This window comes from Nonomuraea sp. NPDC059194 (assembly GCF_042754765.1).
Lineage (GTDB): Bacteria > Actinomycetota > Actinomycetes > Streptosporangiales > Streptosporangiaceae > Nonomuraea.
On sequence record NZ_JBHZBH010000050.1, the window covers coordinates 24697 to 42582 of the forward strand.

The 17886-nt window shown below is 71.2% G+C and carries 18 protein-coding genes; 10 read left to right on the forward strand and 8 right to left on the reverse strand.

Going from position 1 to position 17886, the window contains the following annotated elements; all coding sequences use genetic code 11:
• Window positions 1–5 precede the first annotated feature (5 nt).
• Window positions 6–1190, forward strand: a complete 1185-nt coding sequence (locus ACFXJ8_RS38485; RefSeq protein WP_379649620.1) for a benzoate/H(+) symporter BenE family transporter — start codon at window positions 6–8, stop codon at window positions 1188–1190.
• On the opposite strand, the gene ACFXJ8_RS38490 is transcribed toward ACFXJ8_RS38485, so the two are convergent.
• Window positions 1145–1504 (reverse strand): tetratricopeptide repeat protein, encoded by a 360-nt coding sequence (locus ACFXJ8_RS38490; RefSeq protein WP_379649622.1) that lies wholly within the window; start codon window positions 1502–1504, stop codon window positions 1145–1147. The two genes, ACFXJ8_RS38485 and ACFXJ8_RS38490, sit on opposite strands and share 46 nt — an antisense overlap.
• A gap of 68 nt (window positions 1505–1572) precedes the next feature.
• Here ACFXJ8_RS38490 and ACFXJ8_RS38495 point away from each other — a divergent pair, with 68 nt between their 5' ends.
• On the forward strand, window positions 1573–2886 hold the full coding sequence (locus ACFXJ8_RS38495; RefSeq protein ID WP_379649624.1) for a hypothetical protein: 1314 nt from the start codon (window positions 1573–1575) through the stop codon (window positions 2884–2886).
• On the opposite strand, the gene ACFXJ8_RS38500 is transcribed toward ACFXJ8_RS38495, so the two are convergent.
• From ACFXJ8_RS38500 to ACFXJ8_RS38510, 3 genes are all read right to left on the reverse strand, one after another.
• Entirely contained in the window at window positions 2876–3706 is an 831-nt protein-coding gene (locus ACFXJ8_RS38500; protein ID WP_379649626.1) for a hypothetical protein, read from the reverse strand. The two genes, ACFXJ8_RS38495 and ACFXJ8_RS38500, sit on opposite strands and share 11 nt — an antisense overlap.
• Complete coding sequence (locus ACFXJ8_RS38505) at window positions 3703–4263, reverse strand: hypothetical protein (RefSeq protein WP_379649628.1); 561 nt, start codon at window positions 4261–4263, stop codon at window positions 3703–3705. Before ACFXJ8_RS38505 ends, ACFXJ8_RS38500 begins: the two co-directional genes overlap by 4 nt.
• A 74-nt stretch (window positions 4264–4337) precedes the next feature.
• The gene (locus tag ACFXJ8_RS38510; protein WP_379649630.1) at window positions 4338–4964 is read right to left on the reverse strand and encodes a hypothetical protein; all 627 of its coding nucleotides are present in this window, start codon (window positions 4962–4964) and stop codon (window positions 4338–4340) included.
• Window positions 4965–5108: 144 nt separating this feature from the next.
• Here ACFXJ8_RS38510 and ACFXJ8_RS38515 point away from each other — a divergent pair, with 144 nt between their 5' ends.
• The 4 genes from ACFXJ8_RS38515 (at window position 5109) to ACFXJ8_RS38530 (ending at window position 12082) form a co-directional block, all read left to right on the forward strand.
• The gene (locus tag ACFXJ8_RS38515; protein WP_379649632.1) at window positions 5109–7043 is read left to right on the forward strand and encodes a hypothetical protein; all 1935 of its coding nucleotides are present in this window, start codon (window positions 5109–5111) and stop codon (window positions 7041–7043) included.
• 127 nt (window positions 7044–7170) lie between these two features.
• Complete coding sequence (locus ACFXJ8_RS38520) at window positions 7171–10032, forward strand: ATP-binding protein (protein WP_379649634.1); 2862 nt, start codon at window positions 7171–7173, stop codon at window positions 10030–10032.
• Window positions 10033–10089: 57 nt separating this feature from the next.
• Window positions 10090–11376: a MurT ligase domain-containing protein gene (locus tag ACFXJ8_RS38525; protein ID WP_379649636.1), complete on the forward strand. Its 1287-nt coding sequence runs from the start codon at window positions 10090–10092 to the stop codon at window positions 11374–11376.
• Window positions 11366–12082 (forward strand): type 1 glutamine amidotransferase, encoded by a 717-nt coding sequence (locus ACFXJ8_RS38530; protein WP_379649638.1) that lies wholly within the window; start codon window positions 11366–11368, stop codon window positions 12080–12082. The genes ACFXJ8_RS38525 and ACFXJ8_RS38530 overlap by 11 nt, the downstream gene beginning before the upstream one ends.
• 8 nt (window positions 12083–12090) lie before the next feature.
• Here the strand turns inward: ACFXJ8_RS38530 and ACFXJ8_RS38535 are convergent, their stop codons facing one another.
• A complete protein-coding gene (locus ACFXJ8_RS38535; protein WP_379649640.1) occupies window positions 12091–12453 on the reverse strand; it encodes a DsrE family protein in 363 nt (120 codons plus the stop codon).
• Window positions 12454–12679: 226 nt separating this feature from the next.
• Between ACFXJ8_RS38535 and ACFXJ8_RS38540 the strand changes: the two genes are divergently transcribed.
• From ACFXJ8_RS38540 to ACFXJ8_RS38555, 4 genes are all read left to right on the forward strand, one after another.
• Window positions 12680–13168: an FABP family protein gene (locus ACFXJ8_RS38540; protein ID WP_379649642.1), complete on the forward strand. Its 489-nt coding sequence runs from the start codon at window positions 12680–12682 to the stop codon at window positions 13166–13168.
• Window positions 13165–13461, forward strand: coding sequence for a DUF2470 domain-containing protein (locus tag ACFXJ8_RS38545; protein ID WP_379649644.1), 297 nt, complete (start codon window positions 13165–13167; stop codon window positions 13459–13461). The genes ACFXJ8_RS38540 and ACFXJ8_RS38545 overlap by 4 nt, the downstream gene beginning before the upstream one ends.
• Before the next feature lie 539 nt (window positions 13462–14000).
• Entirely contained in the window at window positions 14001–14420 is a 420-nt protein-coding gene (locus tag ACFXJ8_RS38550; protein ID WP_379649646.1) for a Fur family transcriptional regulator, read from the forward strand.
• Window positions 14421–14424: 4 nt separating this feature from the next.
• Window positions 14425–15363: a YgfZ/GcvT domain-containing protein gene (locus tag ACFXJ8_RS38555; protein WP_379649648.1), complete on the forward strand. Its 939-nt coding sequence runs from the start codon at window positions 14425–14427 to the stop codon at window positions 15361–15363.
• A gap of 143 nt (window positions 15364–15506) precedes the next feature.
• On the opposite strand, the gene ACFXJ8_RS38560 is transcribed toward ACFXJ8_RS38555, so the two are convergent.
• The 3 genes from ACFXJ8_RS38560 to ACFXJ8_RS38570 are packed head-to-tail and all read right to left on the reverse strand — an operon-like array spanning window position 15507 to window position 17822.
• Window positions 15507–15950 carry a hypothetical protein gene (locus tag ACFXJ8_RS38560; protein WP_379649650.1) on the reverse strand — a complete coding sequence of 148 codons (444 nt, stop codon included), beginning with the start codon at window positions 15948–15950 and terminating at the stop codon, window positions 15507–15509.
• Window positions 15951–15963: 13 nt separating this feature from the next.
• Window positions 15964–16608, reverse strand: a complete 645-nt coding sequence (locus ACFXJ8_RS38565) for a response regulator (RefSeq protein ID WP_379649651.1) — start codon at window positions 16606–16608, stop codon at window positions 15964–15966.
• A complete protein-coding gene (locus tag ACFXJ8_RS38570; protein ID WP_379649653.1) occupies window positions 16599–17822 on the reverse strand; it encodes a histidine kinase in 1224 nt (407 codons plus the stop codon). Before ACFXJ8_RS38570 ends, ACFXJ8_RS38565 begins: the two co-directional genes overlap by 10 nt.
• Between the last annotated feature and the right edge of the window lie 64 nt (window positions 17823–17886).

Genomic DNA, 17886 nt, shown 5'->3' on the forward strand with positions numbered 1-17886 from the left:
CGTATATGGAACGCACGCAACCCATCGTCGCCGGTGTGGTGACGGCGTTGGTCGGATTCGCCAGCTCGTTCACGGTCGTCCTCGCCGGGTTGCGCGCGGTCGGCGCCGACGAGCGGCAGGCCGCCTCGGGGCTGATGGCGCTCTGCGTCGCCGTCGGCGTGGTCTCCGTGGTGCTCGGGCTGCGCTACCGGATGCCCATCGCCATCGCGTGGTCCACTCCCGGCGCGGCGCTCCTGCTGACCGCCGGCGGCGGGTTCGCCGAGGCGGTGGGCGCGTTCGTCGTGTGCGGTCTGCTCATCATGGCGGCCGGGCTGGTGCCGTGGCTGGGCCGCGCCATCGCCGCCATCCCCGGGCCGATCGCCGCCGCGATGCTCGCGGGCGTGCTGCTCAAGCTCTGCCTCGCGCCGGTGCACGCCATGGTGGCCGTGCCGTACCTGGCGGGGCCGGTGATCGTCGTCTGGGCGCTGCTCTACCGTTTCGCCCGCACCTGGGCGGTGCCGGGCGCGCTCGCCACCGCGGTGGCGGCCATCGCGCTCACCGCCACCCCCGCGAACCTCAGTCTGGTGCCGGTGGTCGAGTTGACCGCCCCCGTCTTCACGCTGCCCGCGGTGGTCGGCATCGCCGTGCCGCTGTTCCTGGTCACGATGGCGGCTCAGAACGTGCCGGGAATGGCAGTTCTTTCCGGGTACGGCTACCGCCCGCCGCTGCGCGGCGTCCTGCTGGCGACGGGGGCGGCCTCGGCGCTCGGCGCACCGTTCGGCGGGCACGCGGTCAACCTGGCCGCCATCACCGCCGCCCTGGCCGCCTCGCCCGAGGCCGCGCCCGACCCGGCGCGCCGCTGGATCGCCTCGGTCACCGCGGGCGTGTCGATGATCGGGCTCGGCCTGCTGTCCAGCGTGGCCGCCGCCTTCGTCCTGCTGTCACCGCCCGTCCTGGTGGAGGCGGTGGCCGGGCTCGCCCTGTTCGGCGCGCTCGGCTCGGCGCTCTCCTCGGCCTTCACCGAGCCCCACGGCAGGCCCCACGGCAGGGAGGGCGCGGTCGTCACGTTCGCGGTCACCGCCTCGGGGGTGAGCTGGCTCGGTGTCGGCTCGGCCTTCTGGGGCCTGGTCGCGGGCGGCCTCATGCACCTGCTGGTACGGCGGGCTCAGGCGGCCAGCTTGCGCTCCACCCTGCCGACCGAGTCGAGGTAGTCGTGGTCGGCGAGCATGGCCGCGGCCATGCGCAGGTGCGGCAGCGCCTCGTCCGGCCTGCTCGCGCGCTCCAGTGTCCTGCCGAGCAGGAAGCGGGCGTAGTGGTCGCTCGGGTCGCGCTCCAGCAGCCTGTCGAGGGTCTGCTGCGCCCTGCCCAGCTGGGCGGAGTGGTAGTAGGCGCGCGCGGCGAGCAGCTGCAGGCCGTGGTCGTCGCCGTGCTCGTCGAGCAGCGGCTCCAGCATCATCAGGGCGCCGAGGGGGTCTCGCATCCCCAGGAGACGCTCGGCGAAGCGGTAGCGCTCGATCTCGTTCATGGGTGATTGAACACTCAACTACATCGTCGCATTCCCGGTGTTGTTCCTGTGACGCTACGATTCACCAGATGTCAGGATCGTCAGGTGTGGCGGCACCACCCCGACCTGCGCCCACGCCGGCCCAGCGGATGCCGTCGCCGTTCTCGTTGCCCCTGCACGCGCTACGCCTCGCGGGTAAGTGCGCGCTGCCCTTGATCTTGTGGTTCTCCGTGGGGGAGGCCGTCAGGTTCGGCCTGCTCTACCTCGGCACCGAGATCTCCCACGGCGACTTCCGCCAGGCACGCCTGGTGGCGACCATCGCGGTGATGACGCTCGTGGTCATGCTGGCCATGGTGACGACCGCGGGGATGCTCTACAGCCTGCGCGGCGCGCTATGGGAGACGGCGGCGCGAGGAGGAGAACCCGAACGGTTCTGGGCGGCCCTCGACCGGATCGCCCCCGCCTTCGCCGCCATTTATCTGACGTGGGGCTTCGTCAGGCGCGACGCCCAGGACTTCGTCCAGATGGACTGGTTGCACAACCAGGACGAGAACTTCTGGCGGCCGATCTGGGCCGCCACGGCCGAGGGGAAGGAAGCGGTCACCACAGCCGGGATCGGGCTGACCGACCTCGACTGGCGAGTGTCGCTGGCCGCGATGGTCGTGGCGATCGGCCTCAGGTGGCTCTTCAACCGCATGGTCGAGCGCGGCGAGGGCAAGGCCGCGGGCGTGGCGTCGGCGCTGTCGGAGTTCGCGCTCTTCTTCTTCGGCCTGAACGCGACAGTGACCCTCGCCGCGCTGCGCGCCGACTGGGTGGGGCACCGGAAGATCGTGGCCGACTCGGGCGAGCTGTGGAAGCAGGCCAAGGAGAACGTGCCCGGCTGGGAAGTCTTCTGGCGCACCGTCGGCGAGATCTGGCCGTACCTGGTGGACGCCCTGCTGGTGCCGCTGACCTGGCTGACCATCGCCATCCTCGTCTTCGGCGCCTTCCGCGAGGACACCCGTTCGGCGGTGCTCGGCCTCCGTCGACTCGAACAGGGCGTCGACCGGCTGGAGCAGTCGCACGATGTCACCCAGCGCTCGTTCAACCGCGTGACAGGCGGTTTCACGGGGCGCTGGATCCCGCTCATCAATACCTTCAGGCTGACCATCAAGGGCGGCGCTCCGCTCTTCGGCCTCATGTGCGTCCTGTACGTGAGCCTGCGACTGGGCGCCGACTACGCCGACAGGGGCGTCCGCACGCTGATCGACCCGGCTACGCCCTACTCGTGGATGGTCATCGGGCAGCCGATCCTCTTCGTGAAGAACCTGCTGGTGACCACGCTGACGATGTGCCTGCTGGCCGCGACCTTCGACATCGCGGCTACCAGGGCCAGGATCAGCGGTCAGGCGATCAACGCCTGAACCTCAGGATGTCGTCGTCGGCGGCGGGGTCCGTGGGCTTCATGAGGTCCTTGATCGACGTGTCCGAGCGGTAGGAGTTGGGGCGCAGCTCCAGCTCCACCTCCTTGGCCACGACCGACGGCACGATGGCGACCTTCGTCGTCACGTAGCTCTCGCCGACCACGTGGTCGGCCGGCGACTTGTCGTCGAGCGTCTCCAACTCCCAGGCCCTGCCCGCGCTGTCCTTGAGCAGCACCTCCGGCTGGCCCGTCAGCTGCGCGCCGTCCTTGTCGACGGCCTTCCTGGTGATGTCGATCCTGAGCCACTGCTTGTCGGGCGTGTTGTGCTTGGTGCCCGCAGGTGCCTGCATGGTCGCGTAGGACACCTTCCACGTGACGTGCTCGAAGGTGATCTCCTGGCCTGCCGCGACCGCGTGGATGGTGCTGTCGCGCTGAATGGTCTTGTACTCCAGGTAGTGGTCGAAGGTGGGTGCGCCGATGGCGACGGCGAGCGCCGCGACCGCGCCAATGCCCTGGAGGAGCAGGCGGGGGCGCTTGGGCGGTGGAGCTTGGGGGGCCTCCGTCGCGCCGGTGGGCGGCTCGGACGGGGGAACGGGAGGCTGCGGAGGGCGCTGGGGCAGTGGACCGGCGCTGGGAACAACGGGCAGCGGCTGCGTCGAGCTGCCAACCGGGTCGTGGTTCGGCGGCACGGGCGGCCACACCTGGTGGTCAGGGGGGACGGGCCGCTGCTGCGGAGCGGGAGGCTGTCGGCGCTGGGGGCGCGGAGGCATCGGCTGCTGGGGGCGCTGCTGCCCGGAAGAGGGGGAGAACCAGTCGGTCATCGCTTGTCTCCCAACTGGTAGACGTCCTCGGGCGCGGTGAAGAGCCGCTGAGCCGCCGCGTCGTCCAGCCCGAGATCGATCTCGACCTCCGGCGGGTGCGGCTCATAGATGGGGAGGGAGAAGACGGCTCTCGCTCCGGGAAGGGCGGAGGCGGGCACTTCGAACACGAACAGGCCCGACATCCACCAGCCGGGCTGGATCCACGGGTGGGCCAGCGTCTTCGACTTCTCGATCCGGTCCGAGGCGGTGAAGCGCTTGCCGTCGTCCGTGATCAGTTCGGCCGGTTTGAGGTGCTGCGGTTCCTTCGGCACGGTGGCCGCCGCCCGCACCACGAGGAAGACCTGATCCTTGCCCGCCTCGATCGTCTTGTCTTTCGTCTGGATGGCGCGGGCGGAGGAGACCCCGTCGACCCTGGCGGAGAAACGAGCCGTCTCGACGTCGTCCTTGACACTGCCCGTGTAGGTCAGCGGGGCGTCGAGCTCCCTCGAGCCGAGCATGAGGGTCTGGATGCCAATGGCGCCGCCTGCCAGGGCCAGGCCTATGACGGCATTGAGCACCTTGGAGCCACCTCTGCGGGCGGCCCGACGCGACTGACGTGGAGCCGCCGGGGACCTGCGCTGGTCGGTGGCGGTCATGACCGGGCCTCCGGCTTCACGGGCAGCGTGATCTGACCCAGGACGACGGGCACCTGCTTGTCGTCCTTCTCCTCCTTGGCGGTCACCCAGCCGTAGGCGGGGGCCCAGTCGGCCTTCAGATAATCACGTCTCCCGACGTCGATCGTGATCGTGTCCGGTGGCTTGACGCCTGGCTCCAGCTCGTAGCGGACCAGGACCTTCGTCGGGACCCCTGGCTGGAGTAGCTCGCTCGGCCCGCTCTGCGTGGGCACGATGGTGATCACGCCGTACTTCGGCTTGATCTCCGGTGTCATCTTCAGCAGCGTGGACGTGAACGCCGATCCCACCATGGCGGTCTCGTCGCCCTCGTTCGTCACCTTCGCCTCGACCTCGAGGAAACGCTTGGGGTCGCCGAAGGACGTGTCAGGCTGCACGACAGTCACCCTGCTCTCCACGAACTGCGTCTTGAACTGCCCCTGGTCGATGTCGGTGGCGAGCTTGAGCGCCGGCGGTTTCGGGTCGGGAGCCTCGTTCAGGCCGCCGAGCAGGGCGGTGATGCCCAGTCCGGTGGCCAGGACCAAACCCACCGCGGGCACCAGGATCGGGCGTCGTGGCCTGTCGTCCTCGGAGGAGGGTTCCGTCATGGGCAACGATGGTAATAGGTCACGTCTGTACCATCCGCCGCAATACTCCCATCCGCCGGTGGAATTGGCGGGAACCCTGCCGGAATCGGCCGCCGAACTCGTAGGCTGGGGCACTACTAACGAATAGGGCGGCCGGAGGGTCACGTGGCGGACGTGCATCCCGAGCAGGCGCAGCTGCAGGCGGATCGCATCTACCTGGGCTGGCAGTACGTCCTGCTGCACCCAGATCCGGGACCGCCGCCCAAACGCCCCTCGCCCGTCGTGGAGCCGCCGCAGGCGGCCACGCCTGATCCCGAGCTGGTGCGCAGGGAGCGGATGCAGGAAGACCTGCTCAACCGCCCGGTGAAGATCTTCCGGACGTTCATGGCGGTGCTGGCCGTCGTCATTCTGGCCGCCGCGATCGCGGGCGCGCTCAAGTGGTCGTTCGCGATCATCGGCCTGGTCGCGGCGGGCGGGGTCGCGGGCATCTGCAGCTACGCCGTGCTCCAGGGCGACAGGGCCGTCCGCTACCGGGTGCGGGAGCAGCAGGCCAGGGACGACCGGCTCCGGCAGGAACGTGACAAGGAGCTGTTCAGGGCCCAGGAGGAGCACGCCGAGCGCTACCGCGGCTGGCAGGAGCTCAAGGACCGCCACGACAGGCAGCTGACCTGGTACGCGGTTGCCGTACCCGACGAGATCGACCGGGTCGACGTGGCGGGCGGCACGCTGCCCGGCTGGTCGGCGCTGGTGACGTTGCTCGGGGCCACGCGCCTCTACAGCGGTGGCCACCTGACCGTGCTCGACCTGTCGGAGGGCGCGATCGCCAAGGACCTGATCGAGCTGGCCCGCAGGGGCGGCGACGACCCGCTGGTGTGGGTGCTGCCCGTCGACCTGCCCAAACTCGACCTGGGCGCGACGCTCAAGCCCGAGGCGTTCGCCGACGTGCTGGCGCACGTGGTGAGCGTGAGCGAGGAGCACCGCACGACGCGCGACCTCAGCTTCGACAACGCGATCCTCGAGCGGGTGCTCGACGTGCTCGGCGAGAACGCCACGATCGCCCAGGTGACGGCCGCGCTGCGGGCGCTGGCCCAGGTGGGCGATCCGCGCGACGACCTCGAGTTCGGGCTGATCACCGCCGAGCAACTGGAGCGCATCGGCACCATGTTCGGGCGCGGCGTCAGCGACCGCGTGGTCATCGAGCGGGCGTGGGCGCTGGAGTCGCAGCTGCGCAAGCTCGAAACCCTCGGCACCGAGGCGGTACGGCTGCCGCCCGCGCGCCTGCGGGTGGTGAGCATGGACCGCCAGGCGGGCGTGTTCGGCAACCGCGTGCTCGGCACGTACGTGGCCACCGCGCTGACCCACATCCTGCGCCAGTCGCCCGCCTCCGACCGGCCCTGGTACCACACGATCATCGTCGCGGGCGCCGACAAGCTGCGCGGCGACGTGCTCGACCGGCTCATGGACGCGTGCGAGACGTCGAGGACGGGGCTGGTGCTCACCTACAGGTCGCTGACGCCGACCGTGCGCGAGCGGCTGGGGCGCGGGCACGCGGCCGTGGCGTTCATGCGGCTGGGCAACGCCGAGGACGCCCGCGTGGCCAGCGAGCACGTCGGCACCGAACACCGCCTGGAGCTCGCCCAGCTCACCGAGACGATCAGCGCCTCCGTGGCCGGGCTCAACGGCACCCCCTACACCTCCACGATCGACCAGGTGGAGGAGGACAGCACCGAGGAGCGCGGCGAGAGCCGTACGGACCTGAAGGAAGACATCACCGAGTCCACCGAGTGGGGCAGAACCGCCGACCAGCTCGGCGAGAAGGAGCGCGTCCTGCAGCGCTCGCGCGAGTTCCTCGTCGAGCCGCACCGGCTGCAGCAGCTTCCGACCACGTCGGTGATCGTCACCGACGCCACCGCCGACGGCCGCCGCGTACGGCTGGCCGACGCCAACCCGGCGATCCTCACCTTCCCCAGAACGACGCTCGGCGAGCTCGAAGAGGTCCGCGAGGCGGTGCTCGGCATGGGCGGCACGGTCGAGCCGGAGGAGCCGCCGCCCAACCTCGGCCCACCCCCGCCACGCCTCGACTGGCGGAAGAAGGGGTAATGGGATGGTCAATTCGGGGGTGGCACCTTGATCATCGGCGGACTTTCCTAAGAGGAACGTGTGCCGCAGACCCTCCTCCACCTCTGTCGTCCACACGCACACGTTTCCCACCCCAGGAGGTAACGACGTGCTGAGTGGTCCGTGGTATCGCATCCAGTCCATCGCCGCGCCCGCCCGCAGCTCGTCGGCGGAGTCCGACTTCGTCGCCGTGCTGCCCGCTGTCCTGTCCGCCGCGCAGCGTGACAGCTCCTTCGTCATCGGCTGGGTGTCGCGCGGCGGCGGCGCCCCCCTCGAACTGATCACCAACGCGGGGCCGCTGTCGCCGCGCGACCCCGTCGAGCCGCTGCTGTTCCCCGGAGGGGCGCGGGGCGAGCGGCTGGCCGACGACTATCTGGCCGACCTCGACGACCTGGTGTGGGTGCCGTGCCCGGGACGGCAGGCCCCTCCGCTGAACAACAGGAGGGAGAGCGGCCCGTCCGAGCCGACCCTGTTCGAGTCGACGCTCGTCACGCTGATGGCGCGGCCGTTCGCCTGGCTGGTGGTCGCCGAGCCGACCGGCCTGCTCGACACCGAGGTGGCGCACCTGCGCACCCAGCTCAACGTGCTCAGACAGTACGGCGAGGCCTCCGAACGCTCCAGGTTCGACGTCGAGCGCGCCGAGCGGCGCATGCAGGAGCTCGACGCCTTCCGCGAGGCCGGGCTGTGGAACGTCAGGGTGCTGGCAGGCGCGGCCGGTCACGAGGACCTGCGGCAGATCGCACCCGTTCTGGTCGGCTCGGTGGAGCTGGGCCACCACCCCTACCGGCTGCGCAGCGCCCTGCCCGCCGCCTGCTCCCTGCGGGAGGCCCTCGGTGCGAGCATGCACGACGCGGGTGACGGCGCTTCGGTGCCGTTCGCGGCGACGGCGGGGACCCTGGCCGCGCTGGCCGGGCTGCCCAGGCGCGAGGTGCCGGGCGTGCGGGTGCTCGACGCCGGGTACTTCGACGTCACGTCGGAGGCGTCGGGCGAGCTCGACCTGGGCGCCGTCCTCGACGGGCAGGACCGGGCGGTGGGCTCGTTCGGGGTGCCGCTGGCCACGCTCAACCGGCACGCCTTCGTCACCGGCGCGACCGGCTCGGGCAAGTCGCAGACCGTACGGCACCTGCTCGAACGGCTCAGCGCGGTCAAGATCCCCTGGCTGGCCATCGAGCCCGCCAAGTCGGAGTACGCCGCCATGGCGGGCCGCGTCGCCGAGCCGGTGACGGTGATCAACCCGTCGGCGCCCGACGCGGTGCCGTTCAGCGTCAACCCGCTCGAACCCGAGCCCGGCTACCCCGTGCAGGCGCACATCGACATGGTGCGGGCGCTGTTCATGGCGGCCTTCGACGCCGAGGAGCCGTTCCCGCAGATCATGTCCATGGCCCTGCAGCGCGTCTACGAGGCCAACGGCTGGGACGTCGTCACCGGCGGCGCCGTGCCGGGGTCGAAGGTGCCGCCGTCGGTGCCGACGCTGGAGCAGCTCCAGCAGCACGCCATGGCCGTCATCCAGGAGATCGGCTACGGGCGCGAGGTCCAGGCCGACGTCGAGGGGTTCATCTCGCTGCGGCTGCGGTCGCTGCGGGTGGGCTCGGCCGGACGCTTCTTCGAGGGCGGCCACCCCGCCGACATCGGCGGGCTCCTCCAGCGCAACGTCGTGCTGGCGATCGAGGACGTGGCCAACGACGAGGACAAGGCATTCCTCATGGGGACGCTGATCATCAGAATCGTCGAACACCTCCGGATGCGGGCACGTCACGAAAAATCCGGAGACCTCCGGCACGTGATCGTGATCGAGGAGGCGCACCGGCTGCTGCGCGACAGGGGCGCGGGACGGGCCTCCACCCACGCCGTCGAACTGCTGGCGGGCATGCTCGCCGAGATCAGGGCCTACGGCTCGGGCCTGGTCGTGGCCGAGCAGATCCCCACCAAGCTCATCCCCGACGTGGTCAAGAACACCGCGCTCAAGGTCGTCCACCGGCTGCCCGCCGCCGACGACAGGGCGCTGGTCGGCGCGGCCATGAACCTCGACGACGAGCAGTCGCGCCAGGTCGTCTCCCTGCGGCCGGGCGTCGCCGCCGTCTTCGCCGACGGGATGGACCGGCCGCTGCGGATCCAGGTGCCGCTGGGCGAGGACAGGGAGGCCGCCGTCTCAGGGCCGCCGCCGCCGATCAGGGGGCGCAGGTCGGCGGCGTGCGGGGCGCAGTGCCGTACCGGACAGGCCTGCACGCTGGTCGAGCTGCGGGAGGCCGACCTGCTGGCGGACGCGCCCGAATGGGCGTGGCTGCGCATCTGGAGCGACACCGTCGTGCTCGCCTACGTCAGCAACCGTCCGCTGCCCGGAGTGCCGCGCCACCTGGCGGCGACGTGGAACGAGCTGCCCGCGCGGCGCAGGGAGTGCCTGCTGGCGACGCTCATCGAGCGGGCCGTCACCCGGCGCGCGTGGTCGCTGCGCAGCTGGTTCGACCCCGCGCTGCTGACCGAGAAGGCGGCCGAGAGCGCCGGCCGGCTGCTCGGCGCGGTCGAGCCGGGCGGCGAACGTCCCGGGCCCTCGTGGGTGATCCCGCAGGTGCGCTGGCTGCACGAGGTCGACAGGCTCTTCCCGTACGGCAGGCCCGCGCCCGACCTGCGCAGCCCCGCACCGCCGATGGAGTACGCGCTGTTCGGCGGGACGGCGTCGAGCGAACTGCTCGGTCACAGGGCCAAGGCGCTGCGGCACCATCCGCTGTCGATGGAGATGGACCACAACAGGGCGCTGGCCTGGCGGGTCATCCTCGGCGACGACGAGAACTCGGGCGTGCAGCGCGACATCGGCAGGGTCGCGGTCGGCGTCGAACCCTCGGCCAGGATCAGGCACGTGGGGCAGACCATGGGGGCGGGCTGGCTGGAAGGGGTGCTGTCGTGGCCGCGCCGCTTCGTCCTGCCGTTCGACGGCGAGGGCCCCGCCGAGATCGCCTTCCCCGACCTGGTCTAGCCGCCGGGTGGCGGTGCCCACCCGTTTGGGCACCGCCACCCACTAGGATCGGTCAGCATGACCCAGCTTCCGCTGCGGGCCCAGCTCGCGAGTGCTCTGGGGCGCACCGCCGCCACCTTGTCGAGGGTCACCGGGCGTGGTGACGGGTCCGTGATCGGCGGGCGCGTCGGCCTGGTGCTGGAGCCTGACCTGCTCAAGCAGCTGGCCAGGGACCGCAAGCTCGCGCTCGTCAGCGCGACCAACGGCAAGACGACCACGACCCGCCTCATCACCTCGGCGCTGACCGAGCTGGGCGAGGTGGCCACCAACGCGTTCGGCGCCAACATGCCCGCCGGCCACGTCTCGGCGCTGTCGGCCAACAAGGCCGCGCCGTACGGCGTGCTCGAGGTCGACGAGAAATACCTGCCCGAGGTCCTGGAGACCACCGGCGCGAGCGTCGTCTGCCTGATGAACCTCAGCCGCGACCAGATGGACAGAGCGGCCGAGATCTGGCTGCTGGCCCAGAAGTGGCGCAGGGCGCTGTCGGGCAAGCCCACCCACGTGATCGCCAACTGCGACGACCCGCTGGTCACCTGGGGCGCCTCCACCGCCGCCAAGGTCACCTGGGTCGCGGGCGGTCAGCGCTGGAAGGAAGACTCCTGGAGCTGCCCCGAGTGCGGCGGCCCGCTCGACCGGCCGGGGCAGAAAAGCGCGTGGGGGGACGGCGGGCCCGCGGGCCAGGCGACCGTCCGCGACGCCGCCGACTGGGCGTGCCGCGAGTGCACCTTCCACCGGCCCGAGCCCCACTGGGTGCTCGACGACGACGCGGTGATCGACCCGCGCGGCCACCGCTGGGTGCTCGACCTGCAACTGCCGGGCCTGGCCAACCGGTCCAACGGCGCGATGGCGCTGGCGGTGGCCGAGGCGTTCGGGCTGCACGTGCAGTCGGCGCTGCCGCGGCTGCGTGAGGTCACCTCGGTCGCCGGCCGCTACACCACCGTCCAGCGGGACGGCAGGGCGGCGCGGCTGCTGCTGTCGAAGAACCCGGCGGGCTGGCTGGAGGCGTTCGACGTCTCCGACCCCTCGCTGCCGATCATCCTGTCGGTCAACGCGCAGGGCCCCGACGGGCGCGACACCTCGTGGCTGTGGGACGTCGACTACCGCATCCTGCGCGGCCGTCCCGTCTACATCACCGGCGAACGCCGCCTCGACCTGGCCCTCCGGCTCGACGTCGCCGAGGTGCCGTTCCAGCTGTGCGGCACCTTCGCCGAGGCGTTCAACGCGATCCCGCCAGGGCGGCTCGACGTGATCGCCAACTACACCGCCTTCCAGCAGATCCGATCGGAGTTCGGCCGTGCCGTCTGACAGCGCCCTGCGCCTGGTCTGGATCTACCCCGACCTGCTCAGCACGTACGGTGACCAGGGCAACGTGCTCGTCCTGGAGCAGCGGGCCCGCAAGAGGGGCATCGCGGTCGAGACGATCCACGTGCGCTCGTCCGACCCCGTCCCCGACAGCGGCGACATCTACCTGATCGGCGGCGGCGAGGACCGGCCGCAGATCCTCGCGGCCCAGCGGCTGCGCAAGGACGGCGGCCTGCACCGGGCGATCGCCCGCGGCGCGGCCATGCTGGCGGTCTGCGCGGGCTACCAGATCATGGGCAGCACGTTCGGCGGCGAGGAGGGGCAGCCCGTCGACGGCATCGGCCTGCTCGACATCGCCAGCTCACGCGGCCCCGCCCGGGCGGTGGGCGAGCTGGTGGCGGAGGTCGACACCGCGCTCAACCTGCCGACGCTGACCGGGTTCGAGAACCACATGGGCGTCACCCACCTGGGCCCTGGTGTCAAGCCGCTGTCGCGGACGCTGGCCGGGGTCGGCAACGGCGACGGGTTCGAGGGGTGCTACGCCGGGCACGTCATCGGCACCTACCTGCACGGGCCGGCGCTGGCCCGCAACCCCGCGCTGGCCGACCTGCTGCTCGGCTGGGCGACGGGCGGCCCGCTCTCGCCGATCGACGACGGCTGGTACGACAGGCTCCGCAAGGAACGGCTCGACGCGGTCATGTCCAGCTGACGCCGCCGCTAGTAGACGAGGGCCTGCGCGTTCTCGGCCACGGCCTCCTCGACGAACGCGGGCGCTCCCGCGATGCGCACGCCCTCGATGAGGTCGTCGACGGTGATCTCCCGCCGGGCCGCGCACTGGGTGCAGACCGTGACGCGGCCCGCGGCTAGCACGGCGTCGAGCAGGTCCTGCAGGGGGGCGGCGTGCGGCAGGCTGAACTCCTTGGCCCTGCCGGGAAGGGCGAACCACGAGGCCTCGCCCGTCAGCCACAGCGAGACGGGCACACCGCTCGCCAGCGCGGCGGCGGCGACCGTGAACGCCTGGTTGCATCGCTCGGGGGCGTCGGCCCCCGCGGTCACCTTGATGACCAGTGATCGTGCCATATTCGTCAGCCTAGACCGATCCGCGCCGGACGTCCGCATCCGGCCGGTCTTCGGTACCGCCTCGGGCCTGACGTCCGCCTCCGGCCCGTGTTCCGCACCGCCTCGGCGCACCGGACCCGGCCGGGTTCTGTGCTGCCTCGGTGCACCGGAGCACGTTGCTCGCGGGCCTATCCAGAGGGTGAGGTCCTCTCCAGGGAGGTGCCGGGACGGCCTAGGCTTGCTTGACATGGAAGAACCTGAAGTGCATCCCGACCTCGAGCCGATCGCCTGGCTGCTCGGCAGGTGGGAAGGCGCGGGAGTCGGCGGCTACCCGACGATCGACAGCTTCAACTTCGGCCAGGAGATCGAGTTCGGCCACAACGGCAAGCCGTTCCTGACCTACGTCAGCCGCACCTGGCTGCTGGACGAGTCCGGCGCGAAGGTGCGCCCGCTGGCCACCGAGACCGGCTACTGGCGGCAGCAGCCCGACCGCCAGCTGGAGGTCCTGCTCGCCCACCCGACGGGCATCGTCGAGATCTACGTCGGAGAGGTGGTGTTCCACAAGATCGAGCTGCGCACCGACGTGGTCGCCCGCACGACGACCTCGAAGGAGTACTCGGCGGGGCACCGCCTCTACGGCCTGGTCAACGGCAACCTCATGTGGGCCTACGACATGGCCGCCGAGGGGGTTGAGCTGACGTCCCACATGTCCGCTGAGCTGAAGAAGGTGGCATGAGCAACCCGTTCACGCCCGACGTCGTCGAGGCGATCAAGCGGCACATGAACGACGACCACGCCGACGACGGCCTGCTGATCGTGCGGGCGCTCGGCGGGCGCCCAGCGGCGACGACCGCGACGACCAGCGACGTGGACGCCGAGGCGATCGAGTTCACGATCGACGGCGGCGAGCGCGTGCGCGTGCCGTGGGGCGAGACGCTGACCGAGCGGCCCCAGGTACGACTCGCGGTGGTCCGCCTCTACAACGAGGCGTGCGCCGAACTCGGCATCGAGCCGCGCGGCGCGCACTGAAACCACAGCGCCCCCAGCCGTGCCGTGCTCCTGTACGGCACGCGCGGGCGCGCGCTCACACCGCGATGCTCCGATCGTGCCGTGTTCTCCCGCGCCATGCCGGGCTCCTGCGTGGCGGGCACGTACCCACACCGCGGCGCTCCGACCGTGCCGTGTTCTCCTGCGTCATGCCGGGCTCCTGCCCGGCGGGCGCGACACACGCGGGCGGGCGCGGCGCCGTACCGGCTCGACGTTGGGAACGTCGGGAAATGGGAAGGGCCCCGAGCCTTCTCCGCTTGGAACAAGCGGGCCGGATGGACCACAGCCAGGGTCGAACCCTGACCTCCGGCTGCTCGGAGCCCCGGTGGCTGCCTCAAATTCGCCTCTGCGGCGGGAGACCTCCAGACCTGGTCCGGATGGTTCCGCGCTAGCGGACAGCCACCTCGCTAGCCCAACTATGAATCACCATTGTTAGGACCACCTCCTTTCCGCGTGCCTTCAAGCTATGTGGCGCGCTCGGTAACGGGCAAGCGATTATTCGGCGGTCGTAGACTCGGTACATGACCGAGACGGCATGGCACGAGGAACTGCGCGCCAAGGGCTACCGCGTGACCCCGCAACGGCAGCTGGTTCTCGAAGCGGTCAAGACACTGGGGCACGGCACGCCCGAGGAGATCTGCGCGAAGGTCCAGCAGACGGCCCGCGGCGTCAACATCTCCACCGTCTACCGCACTCTCGAACTGCTCGAAGAGCTCGGTATGGTCACCCACACGCACCTCAACCATGGCGCGCCGACCTACCACCTGGCCACCGAGGCCGACCACGTCCACCTGGTGTGCAGGCACTGCGGTGAGGTCAGCGAGGTGCGCCTGGAGCTGGCCGACGGGCTGGTCAAGGGGCTCGATGACGAGATGGGTTTCGAGACCGACGTGCGACACCTGACCGTCTTCGGCCGTTGCCGTAACTGCCGGGTAGCCTGACGGCATGCGTAGCCCTCTGCTGGATCTCCCCGGCGCCGTCGCGGCCGAGGCCCCCGACGCCGACGTCGCCGCACATTACGGTGACCTGTTCGCCGAGCAGCGCGCGCTGCTGAAGGGCGAGGCGGTCGTCGACCGCAGCAATCGTGAGATCGTGCGGATCGCCGGGGCCGACCGGCTGCAATGGCTCAACGACCTCACCTCGCAGAAGCTCGACAACCTCCAGCCGGGCGGGTGGGCCCAGACGCTGATCCTCGACCTGCAGGGCAGGGTGGAGCACCATCTGACGCTCATCGACGACGGCGAGGCCGTGCTTGCCCACGTGGAGCCCGGCGCGTCGGCCGCGTTGATCGACTACCTCGACCGCATGCGGTTCATGCTCAGGGTGGAGGTGTCGCTCGTCGAGGAGCTGGCCGTGCTGTCGACCGCCGAGGGCGACGTGCTCGTGCCCCGCGCCGAGCTGGCCGAGCACCTGGGCAAGCCCCTGGCCGGGCTGTGGGCCTACGAGGCGCTGCGCATCGAGGGGCACCGGCCGCGGCTCGGGCTCGACACCGACCACAAGACGATCCCCCACGAGGTGGGCTGGATCGGCGAGGCCGTCCACCTCTCCAAGGGCTGCTACCGCGGCCAGGAGACGGTCGCCCGCGTCCACAATCTGGGTCACCCGCCGCGCCGCCTGGTGTTCCTGCACCTCGACGGCAGCGTCGACACCCTGCCTCCGCACGGCGCGCCGGTGGTGCTCGACGGGCAGGAGGTGGGCTTCGTCGGTTCGTCGGCTCGCCACCACGAGCTGGGGCCGATCGCGCTGGCGCTGGTCAAGCGGACCGTGCCGGTCGACGTGCCGCTGCTGGCCGGGGGAGTCGCGGCCGGTCAGGAGGTCATCGTGCCGCCCGACGCGGGCCGCAACGTCGCCATCGACCCGGCTTTGCGCCGCCGCATCCGCTGACGCGGGCCGCAAACGTCACCATCCGACCCCGGCCCGCGCCGCCGCATGGCTGCTGACCGGACCGGCCCCATCCCGTCGCCGCGCCACGGAATGGGGCCGGTGCCGTCAGAGGCCGGTGCTCCGCGCCGCGGGACGAGGCGCCGTCAGAGGTCGGTGCAGGTCCTGGGCGGGCAGGTGAGCGAGCGGGGCTTGCCCACCAGCACCACCGTGGTGCCCTCGGGGACCGCGAGCGTGTAGACGGCGCCACACCCCGGCGTCTCGCAGAAGAAGCCGACCCGCAACCACCGGCCGTTCCATGACTCTTCCTGATGGCGGGGGCCGGTGGCCCACGTGGACTCCCGCCTGATCGCCAGCCGGCCGTCCCGGCCCTGGACGACCTTGATATCGACCTCGCCCGCCGCGTCGACGGTCACCTCGGGGACGGTGAGATCGTAGACGCTTTCGGCGGTCTCCTTCGTGCTGGTGGAGATCAGGGAAGTGTTCGCCGACTCGTCGGGGGTGGGGACGTTGAGGCCGAACGCCAGACCCGTGCCGACGGCGGTGACGAACGCGAACACGCCGCCGACGATGAGCCACACTCTGCGCATGGTCGCAATCCCTTCAGACCTTGAGGAACCGCAGGACGGCGAGCACCCGCCGGTGGTCCTTGTCGTCGGCGCCGGACAGGCCGAGCTTGGCGAAGATGTTGTTGATGTGCTTGCCGACCGCGCCCTCCGAGACGACCAGGGCTCCGGCGATGCCGGTGTTGGAGCGGCCCTCCGCGATGAGCGCCAGCACCTCGCGCTCCCTGCGGGTGAGCTGGTCGAGCGGATCGCTGCGGCCGCGCAGCAGGAGCTGGGCGACCACCTCGGGGTCGAGCGCGGTGCCGCCCGCCCCGACCCTGCGCAGCGCGTCGACGAACTCGGTGACGTCGGCCACCCGGTCCTTCAGCAGGTAGCCGACCCCGGTGGTCTCGGTGGACAGCAGTTGGCTGGCGTAGCGTTCCTCGACGTACTGCGACAGCACCACGATCGGCAGGCCGGGCCGCTGGCGGCGCAGCACGAGCGCCGCGCGCAGCCCCTCGTCCTTGTGCGACGGCGGCATCCGCACGTCGGTGATCACCAGGTCGGGCCGGTGCTCCTCGACGGCGCGCAGCAACTCCTCGGCGTCGGCCACCGCCGCCACGACCTCCATCCCCGCCGAGCCGAGCACCCACGTCAGGCCCTCTCGCAGCAGGACGGAGTCCTCGGCCAGCACTACTCGCATGGAAGCTCCACTTCGATCGTCGTCGGCCCGCCTGCGGGGCTGTCGATGCGCAGCCGGCCGTCCACCGAGCCGACCCGCTGGGCCAGCCCGCGCAGGCCGGTGCCGCGCTCGGGCGCGGCCCCGCCTTTCCCGTTATCCTGTACGGTCACCCGCAACACCTCGCCTCTGCGGGTGGCCGTGATCGAGGCGTTGGCGGCCTCGGCGTGCTTGGCGATGTTGGCCAGCGCCTCCGAGACGACGAAGAACGCCACGGCCTCGATCGTGGGTGAGACCCGGTCCTTGACGTCGACGCTGAGCCGTACCGGAAGGGGGGCGCGGGCCGCGAGCCCGGACAGGGCCGCGTCGAGGCCCTCGTCGGTGAGGACGGCGGGATGCAGGCCGCGAACGAGGTCGCGCAGCTCCTTCAGCGCCTGCTTGGCCTCCTCGTGGGCCTGGGCGATCACCCGGCCGGCGGGTTCGGGCAGGTCGGTGAGGGTGGCGCGGGCCATGCCGAGGTTCATGGCCAGCCAGACCAGGCGCTGCTGGGTGCCGTCGTGCAGGTCGCGCTCGATGCGGCGGCGTTCGGCGTCGGCGGCGTCGATCACCTCGGCGCGGCTCTCCCGCAGGGTCTCCACCCGTAGGGCGAGCTCGTCGCTGATGCTCGGGCCGAGCAGCGCCTTGCCCGCGATGACGTCCACCCAGGTGAACGCCCTGGCCACCAGCGGCCCGGCGAGGAACAACCCGATTGCCATCACCGCGAACAGCAGGCCGTACGCCTTGCTGGGCGACCAGTCGAGGGTGCGGACCGACAGCACGGCCAGGCCGACGGTGCCGCCCCAGGTGAGGAGCAGGGCGCTCGCGCCGAGGCCGTTGAGCAGCGGGCACAGCAGGTGGTAGGCGAGCTGCCGCCAGAGGCTGAGCGTCCTGGCCTGGTTGACCAGCCAGGTCAGCGGGTTGCGGACGGAGCGGTCGCGCGGCAGCCGCGGGATCTTGAGGCCCAGGTAGGCGGAGAAGCGAGCGCGTTGCAGGGCCGTGAGGTGGGGCACCACCCAGAACAGCAGGCCGACCGCGATCACCGGCACGACGACGGTCCAGACCAGCAGCACCGCCGCGGCCACGAGGGCGGCGATCACACCTGCCGTGAGGAGCCCGGTCACCAGGCCCATCGCCACGTGAAGCGTGCGCAGCCAGGTCTCCGCACCCCAGTAGGCGCGGATCCGATGCCAGATGGTCATGCGTCAACCGTAGAGAGGCGGGTGCCGGGCGGGAATGGCCGGATCATCCGGGAAAGTGGTGAGG